Origin of the sequence: Alteribacillus bidgolensis, assembly GCF_002886255.1 — a bacterium.
Classification (GTDB): domain Bacteria; phylum Bacillota; class Bacilli; order Bacillales; family Marinococcaceae; genus Alteribacillus; species Alteribacillus bidgolensis.
The window spans coordinates 3,665,275-3,684,138 of sequence record NZ_KZ614149.1; the positions used below are offsets into that span (position 1 = coordinate 3,665,275).

16 protein-coding genes and 2 pseudogenes are annotated in these 18,864 nt (G+C 39.5%); 16 read left to right on the forward strand and 2 right to left on the reverse strand.

The features are described from left to right. Window positions 1–2: 2 nt before the first annotated feature. From hutI to CEF16_RS18265, 11 genes and pseudogenes are all read left to right on the forward strand, one after another. Window positions 3–1,277, forward strand: coding sequence for an imidazolonepropionase (gene hutI / locus CEF16_RS18215; protein WP_091584487.1), 1,275 nt, complete (start codon window positions 3–5; stop codon window positions 1,275–1,277). Further along, the gene (locus tag CEF16_RS18220; protein WP_091584491.1) at window positions 1,274–2,260 is read left to right on the forward strand and encodes an agmatinase family protein; all 987 of its coding nucleotides are present in this window, start codon (window positions 1,274–1,276) and stop codon (window positions 2,258–2,260) included. The genes hutI and CEF16_RS18220 overlap by 4 nt, the downstream gene beginning before the upstream one ends. 56 nt (window positions 2,261–2,316) lie before the next feature. Further along, window positions 2,317–3,651, forward strand: a complete 1,335-nt coding sequence (locus tag CEF16_RS18225) for a YjiH family protein (protein WP_091584494.1) — start codon at window positions 2,317–2,319, stop codon at window positions 3,649–3,651. A 54-nt stretch (window positions 3,652–3,705) separates the two neighbouring features. Further along, window positions 3,706–4,974, forward strand: a complete 1,269-nt coding sequence (locus CEF16_RS18230) for a Glu/Leu/Phe/Val family dehydrogenase (RefSeq protein ID WP_091584497.1) — start codon at window positions 3,706–3,708, stop codon at window positions 4,972–4,974. A gap of 17 nt (window positions 4,975–4,991) precedes the next feature. Beyond that, on the forward strand, window positions 4,992–5,243 hold the full coding sequence (locus CEF16_RS18235) for a biotin/lipoyl attachment domain-containing protein (protein ID WP_091584500.1): 252 nt from the start codon (window positions 4,992–4,994) through the stop codon (window positions 5,241–5,243). A gap of 150 nt (window positions 5,244–5,393) precedes the next feature. Then, the gene (gene hutP, locus CEF16_RS18240) at window positions 5,394–5,837 is read left to right on the forward strand and encodes a histidine utilization transcription antiterminator HutP (RefSeq protein WP_091584503.1); all 444 of its coding nucleotides are present in this window, start codon (window positions 5,394–5,396) and stop codon (window positions 5,835–5,837) included. A 126-nt stretch (window positions 5,838–5,963) separates the two neighbouring features. Beyond that, window positions 5,964–7,484: a histidine ammonia-lyase gene (hutH, locus tag CEF16_RS18245; RefSeq protein ID WP_091584506.1), complete on the forward strand. Its 1,521-nt coding sequence runs from the start codon at window positions 5,964–5,966 to the stop codon at window positions 7,482–7,484. 27 nt (window positions 7,485–7,511) lie between these two features. Beyond that, entirely contained in the window at window positions 7,512–8,831 is a 1,320-nt protein-coding gene (locus tag CEF16_RS18250; protein WP_091584509.1) for a Na+/H+ antiporter family protein, read from the forward strand. A gap of 601 nt (window positions 8,832–9,432) precedes the next feature. After that, the gene (locus tag CEF16_RS18255; RefSeq protein ID WP_091584512.1) at window positions 9,433–10,947 is read left to right on the forward strand and encodes a flotillin family protein; all 1,515 of its coding nucleotides are present in this window, start codon (window positions 9,433–9,435) and stop codon (window positions 10,945–10,947) included. A 339-nt stretch (window positions 10,948–11,286) separates the two neighbouring features. Beyond that, window positions 11,287–11,638, forward strand: a pseudogene (locus CEF16_RS18260) (helix-turn-helix domain-containing protein); the annotation flags it as partial. Further along, window positions 11,634–11,810, forward strand: a pseudogene (locus tag CEF16_RS18265) (alpha/beta fold hydrolase); the annotation flags it as partial. The pseudogenes CEF16_RS18260 and CEF16_RS18265, both read left to right, overlap by 5 nt. A gap of 91 nt (window positions 11,811–11,901) precedes the next feature. On the opposite strand, the gene CEF16_RS18270 reads toward CEF16_RS18265, so the two are convergent. Then, complete coding sequence (locus tag CEF16_RS18270) at window positions 11,902–12,531, reverse strand: uracil-DNA glycosylase (RefSeq protein WP_091584517.1); 630 nt, start codon at window positions 12,529–12,531, stop codon at window positions 11,902–11,904. Between the two features lie 11 nt (window positions 12,532–12,542). Further along, window positions 12,543–14,366, reverse strand: a complete 1,824-nt coding sequence (ligD, locus tag CEF16_RS18275; RefSeq protein ID WP_170032094.1) for a DNA ligase D — start codon at window positions 14,364–14,366, stop codon at window positions 12,543–12,545. 115 nt (window positions 14,367–14,481) lie between these two features. Between ligD and ku the strand changes: the two genes are divergently transcribed. The 5 genes from ku (at window position 14,482) to CEF16_RS24555 (ending at window position 18,740) form a co-directional block, all read left to right on the forward strand. Next, on the forward strand, window positions 14,482–15,333 hold the full coding sequence (ku, locus tag CEF16_RS18280; protein WP_091584522.1) for a non-homologous end joining protein Ku: 852 nt from the start codon (window positions 14,482–14,484) through the stop codon (window positions 15,331–15,333). A gap of 288 nt (window positions 15,334–15,621) precedes the next feature. Beyond that, window positions 15,622–16,068 carry a general stress protein gene (locus CEF16_RS18285; protein WP_096241761.1) on the forward strand — a complete coding sequence of 149 codons (447 nt, stop codon included), beginning with the start codon at window positions 15,622–15,624 and terminating at the stop codon, window positions 16,066–16,068. Between the two features lie 44 nt (window positions 16,069–16,112). After that, window positions 16,113–16,538, forward strand: coding sequence for a CBS domain-containing protein (locus CEF16_RS18290; protein ID WP_091584526.1), 426 nt, complete (start codon window positions 16,113–16,115; stop codon window positions 16,536–16,538). Window positions 16,539–16,914: 376 nt separating this feature from the next. Next, entirely contained in the window at window positions 16,915–18,444 is a 1,530-nt protein-coding gene (locus tag CEF16_RS18295) for a sigma-54-dependent Fis family transcriptional regulator (RefSeq protein WP_245917918.1), read from the forward strand. Next, complete coding sequence (locus tag CEF16_RS24555; RefSeq protein ID WP_483860548.1) at window positions 18,366–18,740, forward strand: helix-turn-helix domain-containing protein; 375 nt, start codon at window positions 18,366–18,368, stop codon at window positions 18,738–18,740. Before CEF16_RS18295 ends, CEF16_RS24555 begins: the two co-directional genes overlap by 79 nt. The last annotated feature ends 124 nt before the right edge of the window (window positions 18,741–18,864 follow it).

Genomic DNA, 18,864 nt, shown 5'->3' on the forward strand with positions numbered 1-18,864 from the left:
GCATGACACAAAAAATGTTTATTACAAACGCTGCACAATTGATTACGATGGCTGGCAGCACGGATGGTCCAGCTACGAGAGAAGCTATGTCTCAATTAAACTTGATTGAAGATGGAAGCCTTTTTATGGAAGACGGTAAAATCGTTGAAGCGGGTCCTGATAAGGAAATTCGTGAAAAATACCAAGAGCATTTTCAGTCTGCTGAACAAATAGATGCGACGGGAAAGATAGTTGCTCCAGGACTAGTTGATCCCCATACCCACCTTGTTCACGCCGGAACGAGAGAAAATGAATACGCCATGCGTCTAAAAGGACGAACGTACATGGATATCATGCAGGCGGGCGGCGGTATTCACGCAACTACTCGAGCAACTCAGCAGGCTAGCCATGAGCAGTTGTATGATGAATCAAAAAAAAGATTGAATCAATTTCTTCTGCATGGTGTAACTACAGTGGAAGCAAAGAGTGGTTACGGATTAACGCTTGAACACGAGCTCAAACAGCTGGAAGTGGCAGAACAGCTAAATAATGACCATCCGGTTGATCTTGTTTCGACCTTTATGGGTGCTCATGCTATTCCAATGGACGAAAAAAATAACCCTGATAAGTTTGTTGATCGTGTGATTCAAGAGATGCTTCCGGAAGTAGCTGATAAAAAGCTGGCTGTATTCAATGATGTCTTTTGTGAAAGAGGCGTTTTTACTCCGGAACAATCGAGAAGAGTCTTAGAAGCTGGAAAAGAATACGGGCTGATACCAAAAATTCACGCAGACGAAATTGAACCATATGAAGGAGCAGAATTAGCGGCATCAATAGGAGCTATATCTGCGGATCATCTACTAAAAGCTTCAGAGAATGGGATAAAGAAAATGGCTGAGGCAGGGGTAGTTGGTGTGCTATTGCCCGGAACAGCATTTTTCTTGATGGCTGAATTTGCCGAAGCAAGAAAAATGATTGATGCCGGTGTAGCAGTGGCTTTATCCACCGATGCAAATCCGGGATCTTCTCCAACGATTTCACTTCCATTCATTATGAATTTAGGCTGCTTAAAAATGGGTATGACACCGGAGGAAGTATTGACAGCGACTACCATTAATGCCGCTCACGCAATTGGGTGCGCATCAGAAGTCGGAAGTCTTGAATCGGGAAAAAAAGCGGATGTCACCATTTTTGATGTGCCAAACTATCTCACATTATCGTATAAATATGGAATGAATCACGTGGATACGGTTGTAAAAGCTGGGATTCCGTTAGTAAGAGGAGGGCAGTTGCAATGAGCAGCTACCCGTATCCAATGTTAGACAAACCGAGTATGATCTGGTCTCGTCAAACGGATAAAAGTAAAGATATAAAAGTACATGAATGGATTGAAACGGCAGGGGAAGCCGAACCTAATTGGGAAGATTATGACGTGACTATTCTAGGAGTCCCTCTTTCAAAATCATCCATCAGTACTTCTGCTGCTAGTGAAAACCCGGAAGCAATGAGGCAGGCGTGGAAGGCATTTAGTACCTATAACTTGGATGAAGAAATCGACTTGGCTCAGCTAAAGGCTATCGACCTTGGAAATGTAAAGCAACATGTGACTAATATTGAATATACACATCAACAAATCCAAGACGCTATGGTCGCTATGCGAACGAACCATCCACATACATTGCCAATTTCAATGGGCGGCGATCATTCCATTACAGCGATGCTGGTCAAGGGCTGGAAGCAAGCCCATCCGAATGAAAATATTGGGATACTGCAGTTAGACACGCACTTTGATTTGAGAGACCCTAAATTAATCGGCCCAGCGAACGGCACACCAATACGCAACCTGATTGAAAGTGAAACCATTCAGGGAAACCACGTCCATAATATCGGATTGCATGGTTTTTTTAACGCTAAGGAACTTAAGGATTTCGCAGACAAAGCTGGACTTCACTATACAACGATGAAACAGGCAAGAAAAAAGGGAATTTCTAATGCTATCAATTATGCTTTACATCAATTGGAAGAAGAAGTAGATACCATTTATTTGACTGTAGATATGGATGTGTTAGATATCGTACATGGCCCGGCAGCTCCAGCAGCAACACCGGGAGGAATGTACTCAGAGGAATTGTTTGAAGCTGTTCAAATTGCCGGACAACACATCAAAGTAAAGGCTATGGATATTGTTTGTTTAGACCCGAGAAAAGACGTTGGAGAACAATCAGTCAAAAGCGCTGTCCATACTATGCTGTCTTTTTTAACGGGATATTGTAAAAGGTGAGGGATAATTAAGATCCCTCTCCTATTAAAAATATTTCTATATGGGGAGGCATTTATATGGAAAATCATCAAAAGAAGTCCCCGGCTGAGTACCAAGAACAGCAATGGACGAGCAATTTATTAAAATTTATTGTTTTTAGTCTAATCGGTATTTTTACTTTTTTTATTCCAATTAAGGTAAATGGAACTACTTCTATTGCTCTCGATCATTTCGTTACCTATATTCAAACGACATTTACTGCTTTTGTTCCATACTATGTATTACTAGTTATTATTTCTGGAGCGGTCTATCCTTTTATTAATCATTCATGGAATAAAGATTTGGCTAATATAATTTTATCCATTTTTAAAATTTTCGGGGCTGTCGTTGCTGTTATGCTTGTTTTCCAATTTGGTCCTCATTGGCTGTTCGACCCGAGTATGGGACCATTTCTTTTTGAAAATCTTGTCATACCGGTTGGTTTACTGGTGCCAATTGGTTCTGTTTTTCTTGCTTTATTGGTTGGATATGGGTTGTTAGAATTTATAGGAGTTGTTTTGCAGCCTGTAATGCGACCGATTTGGAAAACGCCCGGACGGTCTGCCATTGATGCTGTGGCCTCATTTGTGGGCAGTTACTCGATTGGTTTATTAATTACAAACCGAGTTTTCAAAGAAGGAAAATACACGATAAAGGAAGCGACAATTATTGCAACCGGTTTTTCCACCGTTTCAGCAACATTTATGATTGTTGTGGCAAAAACACTTGGTTTAATGGAAATTTGGAACACTTATTTCTGGGTGACCTTATTCGTAACCTTTCTTGTAACCGCTATCACTGTTAGGATCTGGCCGTTAAGTAAAGAGAGTGATCAATATATCAATAACCGGGAAGGCCGTCCTGAGAACATCATTGAAAAGAATCGTCTAAAAGCTGCCTGGTTTCAAGCTATGAAAGCAGCAGAATGTTCTCCATCGCTTCTAAAAAACGTTTGGCTTAATTTAAAGGATGGATTGATTATGACAATGGCTATTTTACCATCCATTCTGTCGGTTGGGCTGCTTGGATTAGTACTTGCTGAATACACTCCTATGTTTGATATCTTGGGTTACATTTTTTATCCATTTACTTGGATGATGCAGGTTCCTGATCCATTGCTTGCAGCTAAGGCATCGGCAGTCTCCATTGCCGAAATGTTTCTCCCGGCTCTTCTGGTTACAGAAGCACCAATGATTACAAAATTTGTAATTGGTACGTTGTCAGTTTCAGCTATTTTGTTTTTCTCAGCGTTAATACCATGTATTTTATCTACGGATATCCCAATAAGTATTCCGAAATTAATTGTGATTTGGATTGAACGTGTGGTATTAACGATTATAATCACAACTCCTCTGGCTTATTTATTACTTTAAAGCTAAAGTTGCGACCAAAAATGAAATCAGGGAAACGATAAAAGGGGTAATAGTATGAACGCAGTAAGTGTCAAAAGTACGGCTGAACAGACAGATCTACTATCAGCAACACAGCATGAAATAAAACATGCTTTATCAAAGCTTGGTTATAAAGAAGAAGTATATGAACTGCTTAAAGAACCTGTTCGCACATTGACCGTTCGGATACCGATAAGAATGGACGATGGCAGTGTCCAAGTTTTTACCGGATATCGTTCTCAGCATAATGACGCAGTTGGTCCAACGAAAGGCGGTGTTCGATTCCATCCCTCTGTAACGGAAAATGAAGTAAAAGCTTTATCAATTTGGATGAGTTTAAAGTGCGGCATTGTCGATGTGCCTTTTGGCGGAGGTAAAGGTGGAATAGTTTGTGATCCTAGGGCGATGTCTTTTTTAGAAACGGAGCGGTTAAGTAGAGGGTACGTGCGGGCAATAAGTCAAATCGTAGGACCGACAAAAGATATTCCAGCCCCTGATGTATTTACGAATTCGCAGATTATGGCTTGGATGACGGATGAATACAGCCGGATTCGTGAATTTGACTCACCTGGTTTTATTACCGGAAAACCAATTGTTCTTGGTGGTTCAAATGGCCGTGAAACGGCGACAGCCATGGGAGTAGCCATTTGCGTTGAAGAAGCAGCGAAGAAAAAAAAGCTTGACTTAGATGGTGCAAGGGTGATTATTCAAGGATTTGGTAACGCAGGAGGCTTTTTAGCGCAAATTCTTAACGAACGAGGCGCCCTAATTGTGGGAATATCTGACGCAGATGGCGCATTATATGATAAAGACGGGCTGGATATTGACTATTTACTCGAACGGCGTGATTCTTTCGGAACAGTAACCAATTTATTTTCGAACACAATTACAAATGAAGAACTGCTCGAATGTGAATGTGATATTTTAGTGCCGGCAGCTATTTCAAATCAAATCACCGAAAAGAATGCATCAAACATTAAAGCTGAAATTGTCGTTGAAGCCGCCAATGGTCCGACAACATTAGAAGCTACGAAAATTTTAACAAAACGAGATGTGCTGCTTGTCCCAGATATCCTGGCTAGCTCCGGGGGTGTCACTGTTTCCTATTTTGAATGGGTGCAAAATAATTTAGGGTACTACTGGTCTGAGGAGGAAGTATTAGAAAAACTGAAAAAGAAAATCGTTACTGCTTTTCATAATGTCATTGATACAGCAAAACTTCATCATGTGGATAATCGTCTAGCCGCTTATATCGTTGGTATCCGAAAAATGGCGGAAGCTTCAACATTTCGCGGATGGGTGTAAAAAAGGGGGAAAAAGAGATGAGCAGCTATCGAACAGTCCAAAGTGAATACCAAGGAAAAGTAGAAAAAGTTTTCGTTAATCGAGGAGGATTCGTTCATGAATGGGAACCTCTTTTTTCTATTAAAACTGCTCACGGTTCAGTCAAAAAGGTAGAAATAAGCAGCTGCGGAATAGTTGAAAAAGTGAACGTACGTACCGGAGACATCGTAGTAGCGGATATGACATTAGCTATACTAAAAGAAGATCAATTACCTAGCGGCAGTGATTAACGCACGGAATATCCAGGTATTAAACCACAAAAAAATGTATTGACATGGTTTTGAAAAAACGCTTACAATTACTATTAGTTAAAAGCTGTTAGTTATTAGTTATTAGATTTGTCTGAAGTTATCAGACCGAGATGGAAAAGAGTGTTAATAATGTCCTTAAGTAAGGATTCTCGTATTGGGAGAAGTGCTATTCTCCTAGTGCTCAGCGATGACAAGAGCGAAGAATTAGAAAAGATAAAGCAATTAGATTGGAAATGCTGTACAGGAAAAGTTGGCTCGATGGAAGCTCATAAAGTGGTAGCAGCTATCGAGACAGCAGCGAAGAAGAATGAAATTGTAGAAACCGGTCTTTATCGTGAAAGTCATGCATTGTACCATGCCATTATCGAATCACTGCATGGTGTAACCCGAGGGCAGGTTCAATTAGGATCAATGCTGCGTACAGTGGGACTAAGCTTTGCCATTGTCCGGGGTACACCCTATGAAAATAAGAACGAAGGAGAATGGATTGCTGTTTCCTTATATGGCACGATCGGTGCACCAGTAAAAGGGGCCGAGCATGAAACAATTGGATTAGGTGTTAATCACATTTAAATAAACTGCCCACAGTTATTAGTAGAGTTTAGGGGGCTATATCATTGCAACCGTTAACGTTGCATTGATATAGCCCCCTTTTTATTGGCACTTTAACCAAGTAAAGAAACTAGAGGAGTGAGAAACATGGTGACATTAACAGGGCATTCACTTAATTTTACTGAAATGAAACAAGTATTGTTTGAGGGGGAGAAAGTTAAAGCTGCAAAGGAAAGCATAGAGGATGTGAAAAAGAGTCGTGAAGCTGTAGAATCTATCGTGGAGAATCAAGAAATTATTTATGGTATTACGACTGGTTTTGGAAAATTCAGCGATGTGCTAATTCAAAAGGGGGATGTGGAAGTACTCCAAAAAAACTTGATTCATTCGCATGCGTGCGGAGTTGGTGAAGCTTTTCCAGAAACCGTTTCACGAGCCATGCTAGTGTTAAGGGCTAATGCCCTCCTGAAAGGGTATTCTGGTGTGCGTCCGCTTATTATTGATCGTCTGCTAGAGCTTGTAAACAAACAAATTCACCCAGTCATTCCTCAGCAAGGGTCTCTTGGGGCAAGCGGAGACTTGGCGCCATTGTCTCATTTAGCCTTAGTCCTTCTCGGGGAAGGAGAAGTGTTTTATAAAGAGGAGAAAGTACCTGCCATACATGCTTTAACACAGGAGAAAATTAAGCCTATTACTTTAACAGCTAAAGAGGGTTTGGCACTTATTAACGGTACACAGGCGATGACAGCAATGGGAATTATTTCCTATTTAGAAGCAGAAAACCTTGCCTATCAATCAGAAATTATTGCTGCAACCACAATAGAAGGGTTGTGCGGTATAATGGATGCGTTTGATGAAGAAATTCATATGGCACGCGGCTACCAAGAACAAGTAGAGGTAGCAGAACGAATTCGAAAATACTTGAAAGACAGCCAATTAACAACAAAACAAGGAGAGTTGCGTGTCCAAGATGCATATTCTCTCCGTTGCATCCCGCAAGTGCACGGGGCGACATGGCAAACGCTTCATTATGTTAAAGAAAAGCTTAAAATTGAAATGAACGCAGCGACAGATAACCCGCTTATCTTTAATAATGGAGAGAAAGTAATTTCCGGTGGGAACTTTCATGGCCAGCCCATTGCATTAGCAATGGATTTCATGGGAATTGCCATGGCGGAGCTGGCTAACATTTCCGAGCGCCGAATTGAACGGCTTGTTAATCCTCAGCTGAATGATTTGCCTCCGTTTTTAAGCCCGGAACCAGGATTGCAATCTGGTGCCATGATTATGCAGTACGTGGCAGCATCACTTGTTTCAGAAAATAAGACACTGACTCATCCGGCAAGTGTTGACTCCATTCCTTCTTCTGCAAATCAAGAAGATCATGTCAGCATGGGAACAATCGCTTCGAGGCATACAGCAAAGGTAATTGAAAATGCATCCCGAGTGTTAGCGATTGAAGCAATCTGCAGTATGCAGGCAGCTGAGTATCGCGGAAAGAACAAAATGGCACCTATGACAAGAGCATTTTTGGAAGCAGGCCGGACAATTGTTCCGTTTATTGAATCTGACCGGATGTTTTATAAAGATATAGAAGCTATGTACAGATGGATAAAAAAAATTCCAATAACATCTGTTGGAATGGAAAATGAAACGGTGCATTCTTAAATTTCACAGGTGAAAGGAGAGGGTTATTTGTTTAATGCAGTAGTGATATCTGTTTTAGTTATGGTGATTTTAAGTTTGTTGCGGCTAAACGTTGTGTTAGCGATACTGTTTGCAGCCCTTTCAGCAGGGGCTGCTGCTGGGTTATCATTTTCGGAAACGATTGAAATGCTCGTTTCTGGAATGGGTGGACAGGCTAACACCGCCTTAAGCTACATTTTACTTGGAGCATTTGCTGTTATGATCGGTTACTCTGGAATAACAGGATTTCTCGTTAAACACTTAATTAATATTTTAAAAGGGAAAAAAGCCGTGTTACTACTAACTATTGCAGGTGTGGCATGTTTGTCGCAAAACGTCGTTCCTGTACACATTGCTTTTATTCCTATTTTGATCCCGCCGCTCCTGCACTTATTTGATACTATGAAGCTGGATCGCAGAGCTGTAGCGACCGCTTTAACTTTCGGCTTAAAAGCGCCATATGTCATGATTCCTGCGGGTTTCGGTTTGATTTTTCATGGAATTATTAGAGACGAAATGAATGCGAATGGCATGTCAATCAATCTTGGGCAAATCCCAATTGCATTGCTTTTACCAGGCATTGGAATGTTATGTGGTCTATTGTTTGCTATATTTATAACCTTTCGAAAAGATCGAGAAACATCAGTCCAGCAGATGAGAGATATATCAGCAGCAGAAGAGACTGCCGCAACGACAGAAAAGAAAATGATATTTACAATGTCTCACTTTTTCACCATAGTTGCTATTATTTCTGCTCTTGCCGTGCAGTTAGCTACAGACTCACTAATTTTGGGAGCGCTTACTGGTATTATTCTAATGTTAGTATTCAGGATCGTTCCGTTTAAAGAAGGAGAAAACATAGTTAACGACGGCATTAAAATGATGGGGATGATTGCGTTTGTAATGCTGGTTGCTTCTGGGTATGCTACCGTTTTGCAAGATATCGGGGCTGTAGAGGAGTTAGTCGAAACATCTTCAACTATTGTCGGTGATAGCAAATTTTTGGGAGCTGTTGCAATGCTTTTTGTTGGAATGATAATAACGATGGGAATTGGCTCATCTTTTGGAACCATTCCTATTCTCGCTGCGCTGTTTGTACCTCTTTGTAGTGCGCTAGGCTTTTCTCCGCTAGCAACGGCTGCATTAATTGGTACAGCGGGAGCAGTTGGTGATGCAGGCTCTCCAGCTTCTGACAGCACCCTTGGGCCAACATCTGGTTTGAATGCAGATGGGAAGCACAATCACATTTGGGACACGTGTGTTCCAACATTTTTACATTTTAATATTCCTCTCTTAATTTTTGGATTAATCGCTGCATTAATTTTATAACGATCTTCCTTTTAGGCCAGCGAAATATTAAGAATCAATACACTCAACTCTAGTTAATAGAGCTGTCATTGTAATGTGTTAAAAAAAGGATGCTTTCCTATAGGAGCAGCATCCTTTTTTTATAGGATAAGAAAGTATAAAATGTTGCGCATTGATGTCTAGCTTCAGCGCCCAGCCTTTCGGAGGCCCGCGGCGATTTAAGAAACGTTTGCTATAATCGCGAACATCGTGTTCGCACCGGAAAAGTCAGCCCATCCTGTGCAAGCCAGTTCGGCGTTCTTACAGGACGTGAGTAACTTAGCCGAACGTCTTAAAAACAAGAGCGCTTGCGCTTTTCTTATTTGTACGAGCAGCTAACAAACAAAATGAGAAGATTGATTCGATTAGACAAAGAAATACATAGATTTGTCTTAAATTGAAACCTTTATTTTTTCTTTTTCGTAACAAATGAATAAGATGTTGAATGAAGGCAGGTGAGAAGAAAAAAGGGTAAGGGACTAGAGGCGAAATTCCCTTATGCATTTATTTTATTTTTACCAATTGATTGGTTATGTACAGAAAGTCATGTTTACCCTTAACTTTAATTAAAGGAGGAATAGAGATGATTGAAGGTTTATTTATGATTATTTTGTTTATTCTTATTTTCTTAGCCGTTATCGCGGGGGTCGTGACATTTATTATCTTTCGAATTCGCTATAAAACAGCAAGTTCAAATGAAGCGCTGATAGTCACCGGTCCAAATTTAGGAGATCCCGAAAAAGAGAAAAATGTGTTTGAAGATCAAAATGGGCGTTCTGTGAAAATTATTCGCGGCGGAGGGTATCGTCTTCGTATGTTTCAAACGGCTACACCGATTGATTTAACATCTTTCCAGCTGCAAGTAGACTCAGAGAAGGCGTATACAAAAGAAGGTATTCCTGTACGAGTGGCTAGTACGGCTGTCATCAGTATAGGCAGCGAATTAGAGATAATGGCAAACTTTGCAGAGAAATTTTTAGGGAAAAAACAAAATGAACGAGAATCTGAGTTAAATGATGTGTTAAATGGTCATTTGCGTTCCATTATTGCTTCCCTTCCGATTGAGAAAATTTATAATGACTTTAAAGAAGTCAATACACAAGTAAAGAAAATCGCTGAAGCGGATCTGAAAGGGATGGGCTTTGAAATTACGTCATTTGCCTTAAATGATGTAGAAGATGTGGATAAAGAAAACGGCTATATTGATGCGCTAGGGCGCCCTCACATTGCTGACGTACAGAAAAAGGCTAATATGGCAGAGTCCGATGCAAAGAAAGAAACACGTATTTATCAAGCAAAAAATGATCAGGAAGCACAAGATGAAGAAAATCGCCGGTTAACAGCCATCGCCGCTTCCAAAAAAGAAAAAGATATTAAAGAAGCTGAATTCCAAAAAGAAACAAACCGAGCGGAAGCGAATGCAGCCCAGGCCGGTGAGCTTGAAAAACAAAAATTAGCTCAGCAGGTGAAAGAAGAAGAACTCCAAGTACAATACATAGAAAGACAGCGGGCTGTCGAGCTAGAAGAAGAGGAAAATAAACGTCGGCGTTCCATCGCTGATGCACAAGCTTATGAAACAACGAAAAAAGCCCAGGCCGAAGCAGATAAAGAACGCATAAAAGGGGAATCTGAAGCAGAAGTGATACGCCAGCGTGGTATTGCAGAAGCAGAATCTAAAGAACGTATGGCAAAAGCAATGGAGCAATACGGGGAAGCTGCTATAGTGGAAATGCTATTAAACGTGCTGCCTGATTATGCGGAGAAAGTTTCTGCACCGCTTTCACAAATTAAGGATATGAAAGTTATTGATATGGGTGGAAGTCATTCTCAAGGCGGATCTTCAAAAATAGCAAATAATGTCACTTCAACGATGCTTGGTATTCAAGAGTCTTTGAAGGAAGCAACCGGTATGGACTTGAAGGCTATGTTAGAAAGCTATGTTTCGCGAGGAAACATCGATAATGTTGGTTCTTCCAATGAAGCGTATGACCAAGGAGTAGCCGCAACCAGGGAAGAGGATGAAGAAATAAAAAAGACAGAGGAAGATAATATAGTAGATGATTCTAAAAACGAAAACACAAATTCGGATAAAAACTAAATGACACTACTTCAAATAGGGTTCTTCAATCAATGGGTGCAATTTTAGAATAAAAAATTGCACCCTGTTTTCATGTGGGTTTAAACAATGGAAAGTGATGAGTATATGAGTTTTATCGTTACTAGGCGAGAAGACTCCTACTTCAAGGAGCGTTAGCGAGTAAGTGGGAGATAAATCGCCTTCGGACAAGAGATGGCTTTAGCTATCTCTATTGTCTGATAATTCCCTCCGTCTCCTTGTTAAGACAGCCAAAATATTTTGAATAGAAAAGAGAATATATGCCCTTTTTCGTGCCAATGTCTTATAATAAGAGTAGCTTCATGGGGAGAGGTGGGGGAAATGGTGGTTCACAAAGCATATAAACTCCGGATCTATCCAACCAAAAAACAGGAAGTACTTATTGCGAAAACCATTGGTTGTAGTCGTTTTGTGTTCTATCATTTCCTTGCTAAATGGAGAGGCACGTATCAAGAAACAGGCAAGGGATTAACGTATAACGCTTGTTCCAAACAGTTAACACAACTCAAGAAAGAATGGATTTGGTTAAAAGAAGTGGACAGCGTTGCTATTCAATCTTCTCTTAAAAAACCTTGCCGATTCATATACGCGATTCTTCAAGAAAGAGAACAAAGCACCACGATTTAAGTCGAAAAAGAACAGAATGCAATCTTATACGACGAAACAAACAAATTGATATTCTTCCCTTAATGGGTTACCGCTGTATTGGCATAGACTGGAGGGGCTTTGGTAATTCAGATAAACCAATAAACGGCTATACTTATAACAGACTGGCTAATGATATTCGTATCATAGTGGGTACGCTTCAATTAGACAATTTTACGCTCCTAGGCCACTCTACCGGGCAGCACAAGGATATTAAATAAATCCGCAAATATTATGATCAGCGAGAAAATTGTCGGAACAAGCAAAAATTTTGTCGTTTTGCTCGAACATCTACATTTTATCAGCGAACAGCTTTTTTAACTCATCCAAATGCTTATAAACATCGGTTTCCAAACTGCGTCTATAAAGCACAGCTGCTGGATGATAAATCGGAAGAACAGCATACGTTTTCGTTGAAAAACAATAGGTATTTTTCTCCCAATCATCCAAGCAGCGGACAGCAGTCTCAACAGGAACCCCAGTCACTTCATCCATTCGTGGAGAGTTTCCCAACAAACGCCAATACGCGATGCGCCCCATTGGTACAATGATTGGAGGATTTGTCCATTTTATCTCCGCATCAAGAATAGGTGCATGGGCTGCAATTTCTTTTTGATTTGGGGTGCGATTATATTTACGAGCTTCTTTTCCACGACGCTTTTCCCATTTATAAGGCCGGCTGCGAACGGCACTTGTAATGTAAATATCTTTTCGCGATAAACCGAGATACTTAAGGTATTGATTAAAATGCTTCCCCGCTCTTCCGCTAAAAGGAATACCGTTGTTTATTTCTGTTTCCCCTGGAGCTTCACCAACAAACATGACGGCAGGATGCTGGGGCCCTTTTCCGTATACAAATCCTTCACAATCAAAAGGTTCTATTCGCTTTTGGCATTGTTTTATAAGGTCTTCCGATAACATGGACATCTCCTCTAGTTATTATCTTTAAGGATAGAAAGCAGTTGATCTATTGGCTGGTTTCCTCTCACTTTCTCCATTTCCCGAAAAGGACAGCCATTTATGAGAAGCCTTTCTAGCACGTGTTCCATCGTAAATTGTGTTCGCTCTAAAGAATCAGATACTTCTTCCCAAAAAAGCGGACAGGCTATCAAGGGTTCTGTTTTTCCTCTCAAGGAATACGGTGCAATAATTGTTTTTCCCTGTCTATGTTGAGGGACATCAATATAAAGTTTGCTGCCGCGGTTTTTCTTAAGTCGTTCCTGGGTGAAGAGTTCAGGAGATTTTTTTGTTAAAAAAGCTCCAAATGAAGTTGTTATTTTATTTGTATCATTCCATGTATATGTTTCTTCTGGCAGTGGTAAATAAACTTGCAGGCCTTTATTACCTGAAAACTTCACAAATGAAAATAAACCACATTCATCACAAAGCTCTTTTAACAATAATGCCCCTTTGATGGCAAGTTGAAAATAATCCGGGTCTGGCGGGTCGAGGTCAAAAACAATTTCATCCACATACTTTGTATGATAGCGCTGAAATGGTATATGCCATTCTAAAGCAAGTTGATTAGCCAGCCACAAAAAAGTCTCTACTTTATTACATAAAACATATTGATTATCGTCAAGTTTAACGGTCTCCACAAAGTCAGGAGCATAATCTGGACAATCCTTTTGAAAGAACCCTTCTTCTTTGATTCCATGAGGAAAACGAATAACAGTCAAAGGACGGTCATTTAAAAAAGGAAGAGCAAAAGGAGCGATGTTTCTTGCATAATGAAGAAAATCAATCTTTTTTACGCCTTTGTCAGGCCAAAGAGGTTTGTCAGGATGAGTAATACTGACCGTTTTCGGAAAGCGTAAGTCAGAAAGATACAGCCGTTCTTTCGTGCACTTAGAAACTGGTGATTCTAAAAGAATCCGGGAAAAACGTGGTTCACGCAGTTCTTGTTCTTTTCTGGTGGTGTAGGTTGCTTCTACGACGATAGAAGGGTCTATATAATACATTTTTTTCGATACATCCCAATCGCCATTTTGTTTAATGGTTTCTGTAACGGCTTCTTTTTCATGAGATGAAAAGCCATGTGCACATTTCCCTATTGGAAGTATCTCTTCATCGTCGAAAACACCTAAATGAAAGTAATCATTGGCAGGATCATACGCAGTTATAAAGCAAGGTGTTACAAATGGCGTTTTATATTTTAACCATTGACTGGTACGCCCTTTTTCATAATGAGAGGTTATGTTTTTCATCACGATTCCTTCACTTCGGCAAGTCTTAATTTCCTCGATGATGTTAGAAATATCATTATATGAGGGGAGAAATTGAACGCGCTCTGTGCATTGAGGATCTGGATTTAGGGGGAGGTCTGCATGTATCATCCATTCTTTTAATGCCTTTTTTCGGTCTAGCCAGTTTTTCTCCAACAAGCTTTCTCCATTTATTTTGAGACAATCAAAAGCAAGAAAACAAACAGGACGTTGTTTAGCTTCTTTGTATATAGAATTAGTTGAACGCAAACGATGGCGCCTTTGCAGCATGTAAAAATCCGCTTTTCCCCAGTTGTCCAAAACAGTAAGTTCCCCATCAAGCTCTATGGTCTTATTCACTGGAAAAAATTGTTCTGCTGTTTCAACAATTTCAGGAAATCTGTCTTCTAATGCATGGCCATTTTTACTGCTAAGTACAAGTTTTTTGCCATCCCAAGATAACAAGGCACGGTAACCATCGTATTTTATTTCATAACGCCAATTTTTCCCTTTTAGTATTTCATTTGTACGTGATGGTTTCATCCAGGCCATTGAACGATTCTTTCCCTTCTTCTTTTTAATCTGACATTTAGTATGAATGAGAAAGGCTTCTCTCATGCACAATATAAAGAAAAGAACCTGCAAATTAAAAAGGAGGAAATCGGAGATGCATACGATGTGGAAAGGGAGTATACAATTTGGCTTGGTCAGTATTCCTATTAAAATGCATGCCGCTACAGAAGACAAAGATGTTTCTTTTCGAACACTTCATGAAAAATGTAAAACACCGATAAGATACGAAAAAGTTTGCCCTGTTTGTGAAGAAAAAGTGGAAAAAGACGACCTTGTGAAAGGATATGAGACAACAAGCGGAGGTTTTGTCATTGTTAGTCAGGAAGAAATCGAATCCCTGCGAAAAGAAACGAATGAAAAAGCCGTAGAAATACTGGATTTTATCGATATAGATGAGATAGATCCGATCTATTTTAATCGGAGCTATTACCTTGGACCAAATGAAGGCGGATCAAAAGCTTATTCTCTTTTAAGAAAAGCTCTAGAAGACTCCAGAAAAGTAGGCGTTGCCAAGATTATGATCCGTTCTAAAGAACAATTGGCTTTATTGCGTGTTTACAATAATACACTCCTTATGGAAACGTTACATTATCCCGATGAAATAAGAAATGCAGCTGATGTACCGAATGTACCGGAGGCAGAAAATGTGGAAGAAAAAGAGCTTGAAACGGCCAAATTGCTCATTGATCAACTGACAGCCGCGTTTAAACCAGAAAAATATGAGGATGAGTACCGTCAAAAACTGCTCAATCTAATTGAGGCAAAAGAAAATGGAGAAGAGGTGGTTGAAACAAAAGAGGAACCTAGAAAAGATAATGTTACTAATTTAATGGAAGCACTGCAGGCTTCTGTAGATAAAAATAAGAAGAAAACAACCGATAAAAAGACAAAAAAAGCACCGGCTGCCAAAAAACGACAAACGGCTCCGAAGAAAAAAGCAACATAGGATGACAATTAATACTAAAAAACTTGGCAGCAAGCCAAGTTTTTTAATAGGCAAAGACTTTTGTCTTCCTTGCTTGATGGGCACAAACACCGGGGAAATTGTAGTATGTCTCTTCATATCAGTGGTTTTGAGGAAAAACAAGACTCCATCATTTAATATTTCAAGTTAGGGCCTAAGTCATAAATTGGCCACAAACTTGAAATTCAACGTTTCATTTTGCTCGAATTCGTTAATTTATAAAAATGTAACATCAAAAATAATTACAATCTTCGAAAGGAGATGGCAGACATGGCAAAAAGAGATAATCGTAAAATGAGTTTAGAAGAAGCAGGTCGTAAAGGCGGAAGAACGACAGCTAAACAGCATGATAGAGAATTTTATCAAGATATCGGCCAAAAAGGCGGAGAAACCACTTCTAATGAACATGACAAAGAATTCTATCAAGACATCGGTCAAAAAGGTGGAGAAACCACTTCTAGTGAACACGACAAAGAATTCTATCAAGACATCGGCCAAAAAGGCGGAGAGACGACTTCTAGTGAGCACGACAAAGAATTCTATCAAGACATCGGCCAAAAAGGTGGAGAAACCACTTCTGAGAAACATGACAAAGAGTTCTATCAAGACATTGGTCAAAAAGGCGGAGAAACCACTTCAGAGGAACATGGAGAAGAATTTTATGAAGATATCGGTCAAAAAGGCGGAGAAGCTCGCAGCAGACAACGCAGAAAATAGAATTCAATCTGTTCGAAAGCCGCGTAAAGAAAGGAGAGGTTTTTATGCAAACTATTCAAAAGCATATGACAACCTTTGCCGAATGCTGCAGCCCTTCTGATGATCTCTATACTTTGGCTAAAAAGATGAAAGAAAATGAGATTGGTTTTCTTCCTATTGTCAAAGACGATCATTTAGTTGGATGTGTAACAGACAGAGATGTGGTTATCGATGGACTTGCAAAAGAAGTGCAGCCTAATGAAGTTACCGCAGAAAACATCATGCAGGAAAAAGTCATTACTGGTTACCCTGATATGTCGGTCGATGAAGCCTCTAGGTTAATGCAAGATCATCAAATTCAGCGGTTAGTAGTCACAGAAGATCAAAAAGTGAAAGGTGTCGTTTCTATTGGGGATCTGGCGGTCTCAAAAAATGCTGATCAAGCAGCAGGGAACACACTAAGCGAAATTTCAAAACCACATCCATCATAAAAAATCAACAGCATCCATAAAGCAAGAAATATCCACGCTAATGAATGATCCCTTTATGGATGCTTTGATTTCCTTTATACCAAAATAAAATAATGAATGCAAGAAAACCACCAAAAAATGGGTGGTTTTTCTTTTTCTACATAAGGAAAGAGCAATTTTGCTAAAGGGGAAAGTATAAGGAAATTACGGCTTCCTCCATTTGGACTTGTTCTAAACTATCATAGTTAAATTAGGTGAAATCGACGTTTTTAAGGTGAAGTTTCCCGCAGGTATTGACGTTATAGTTGACGAAGATATTAGGGGGGGTATAAAGAAATGAATGACTAGAAATTAACTTGGAGTTTTTTAAATTTTTAGAAAGAGGTGAGAGCTGGCAATGGAGCAGCTGAAACGGGAGACGTGGAAGCGCTTTGTTCAAGAAGGGACACTTGATACGTCCAGGATGGAAAAAAGAATTGCAGAATCCTGGTTTCATTGTCGTCAAACCGGAGTAGATCCTTATAATGGAAAAGGAGTGCTGCTTTTAAATGGAAGAGAATTAGAAGAGAGAAAACAAAAAAATTCACGCTTGATTCAAGTAGCAATGCCCTTTTTACAAAATCTTGCAAAAATGTATGAACAGTTAAATGTCGTTTTATTACTTGCCGATCGTGATGGTTATGTGCTGCGTATGATGGGAAATACATCCGCATATCAAATCGCCAAGGACATTAATTTTACCGAGGGTGTAAAATGGACGGAAGAAGAAGTAGGAACAAACGCTATTGGTACAGCCATTAGTACTACAGAACCTATTACGATTACAGGTGTCGAACATTACTCTGTTGCTTCTCAAAATTGGAGCTGTTCTGCCTCACCTATCTATGATGAAGACGGAGAACTTCTTGGAGTGTTAGATATTTCTAGTCCGTTTTCAAAAGACACATATGAACACATATTGGGTACAGTCGTCGCTGCTGCTTATGCTATTGAAAACAAATGGAAAAAGCAAATGAAAGAAGAAGAAGTAGAATTGTTATCTTGGGCTTTAGAATCCCCTGCATCAACTCCATATATATTATGTAATCGTAAACATAAAATTGTATACATTCATTCAGACCTTAAAGATTACCCTGTTCAGGTCGGTAAGACTTTACAAGAATATTCTTCCCAAGGCATTATTCATGCATCAAAAACACCAATTTTATCAAAAGGAACAGAAGACATGATCGGTTATAATCTTCAAATCCAAGCACCAAAGCAGTCTGTTCAGAAACATTCTATAACAAATGAATCTGTTTCGTTTGAATATCCAGGTGTAAAAGGCAAAAGCCTAGCGTTTCAAAAAACAATCCATGAAGCAAAGAAGGCTTCGAGAACAGATGTCACAGTTCATTTGCATGGAGAAACCGGAACAGGAAAAGAAATGTTAGCTCAATCAATTCATCAAAATAGTACACGAAAAAAGGGCCGATTTATTGCTGTAAACTGTGGTGCTATACCTGAAAACCTTTTAGAAAGTGAACTTTTTGGATATGCGGATGGTGCCTTTACTGGCGCCCGCCGAAGTGGAAAGGAAGGAAAAATAAAACAAGCGGATGGAGGAACTTTGTTTTTAGATGAGATTGGTGAAATTCCACCATCTATGCAAATTACACTTTTACGTGCTCTCCAAGAAAAACAAGTAGCACCGATAGGAGGAGATCAAACTGTCTCGGTGGATTTTCGTTTAATCACTGCGACAAACAAAGACTTACGAAAGTTAGTGAAGGAATTAGAGAAGATCTATTTTATCGTTTGTATGTGTTCCCAATTGAAATTCCATCATTACGTAAGAGGTCCAATGACATACCTTTTTTCGTTCAACATTTTTGCAAAAAGACAAGTTTCCCAAATAAATGGCCAAAAGAGTTGTTGGAAATTTTAATGAATTACTCATGGCCTGGAAATATCCGAGAGTTATTTAATGTCCTTGAAAGAGCACAAACGATATATTGTGACAGATACCCGTCCGCGTCCGAACTTCACTCTCTTCTCACTTCTGCTTCTCTTGAAAAAAGAAATATTGATGAGAAATCTGAATTTTCCTATCGAGAAGAAATAGAGAAAGATACATTGAAAAAGGCCCTTCAAGAAACCGGCGGGAAAGCTGCTCAAGCTGCAAAATTATTAAATATACCGAGAAGTACATTTTATCGGAAAATAAAAAAATATAAACTTTAAAGGATATGAGACAAAACGAGAAAATATGAGACACAATCTTAATTTGTCTCACTCATGTTTTAGATAAAAACAGAAGCTTGTCCAAAAACGCTTAATTGTAAGCGTTTTCTTTTTTGGCATAAGT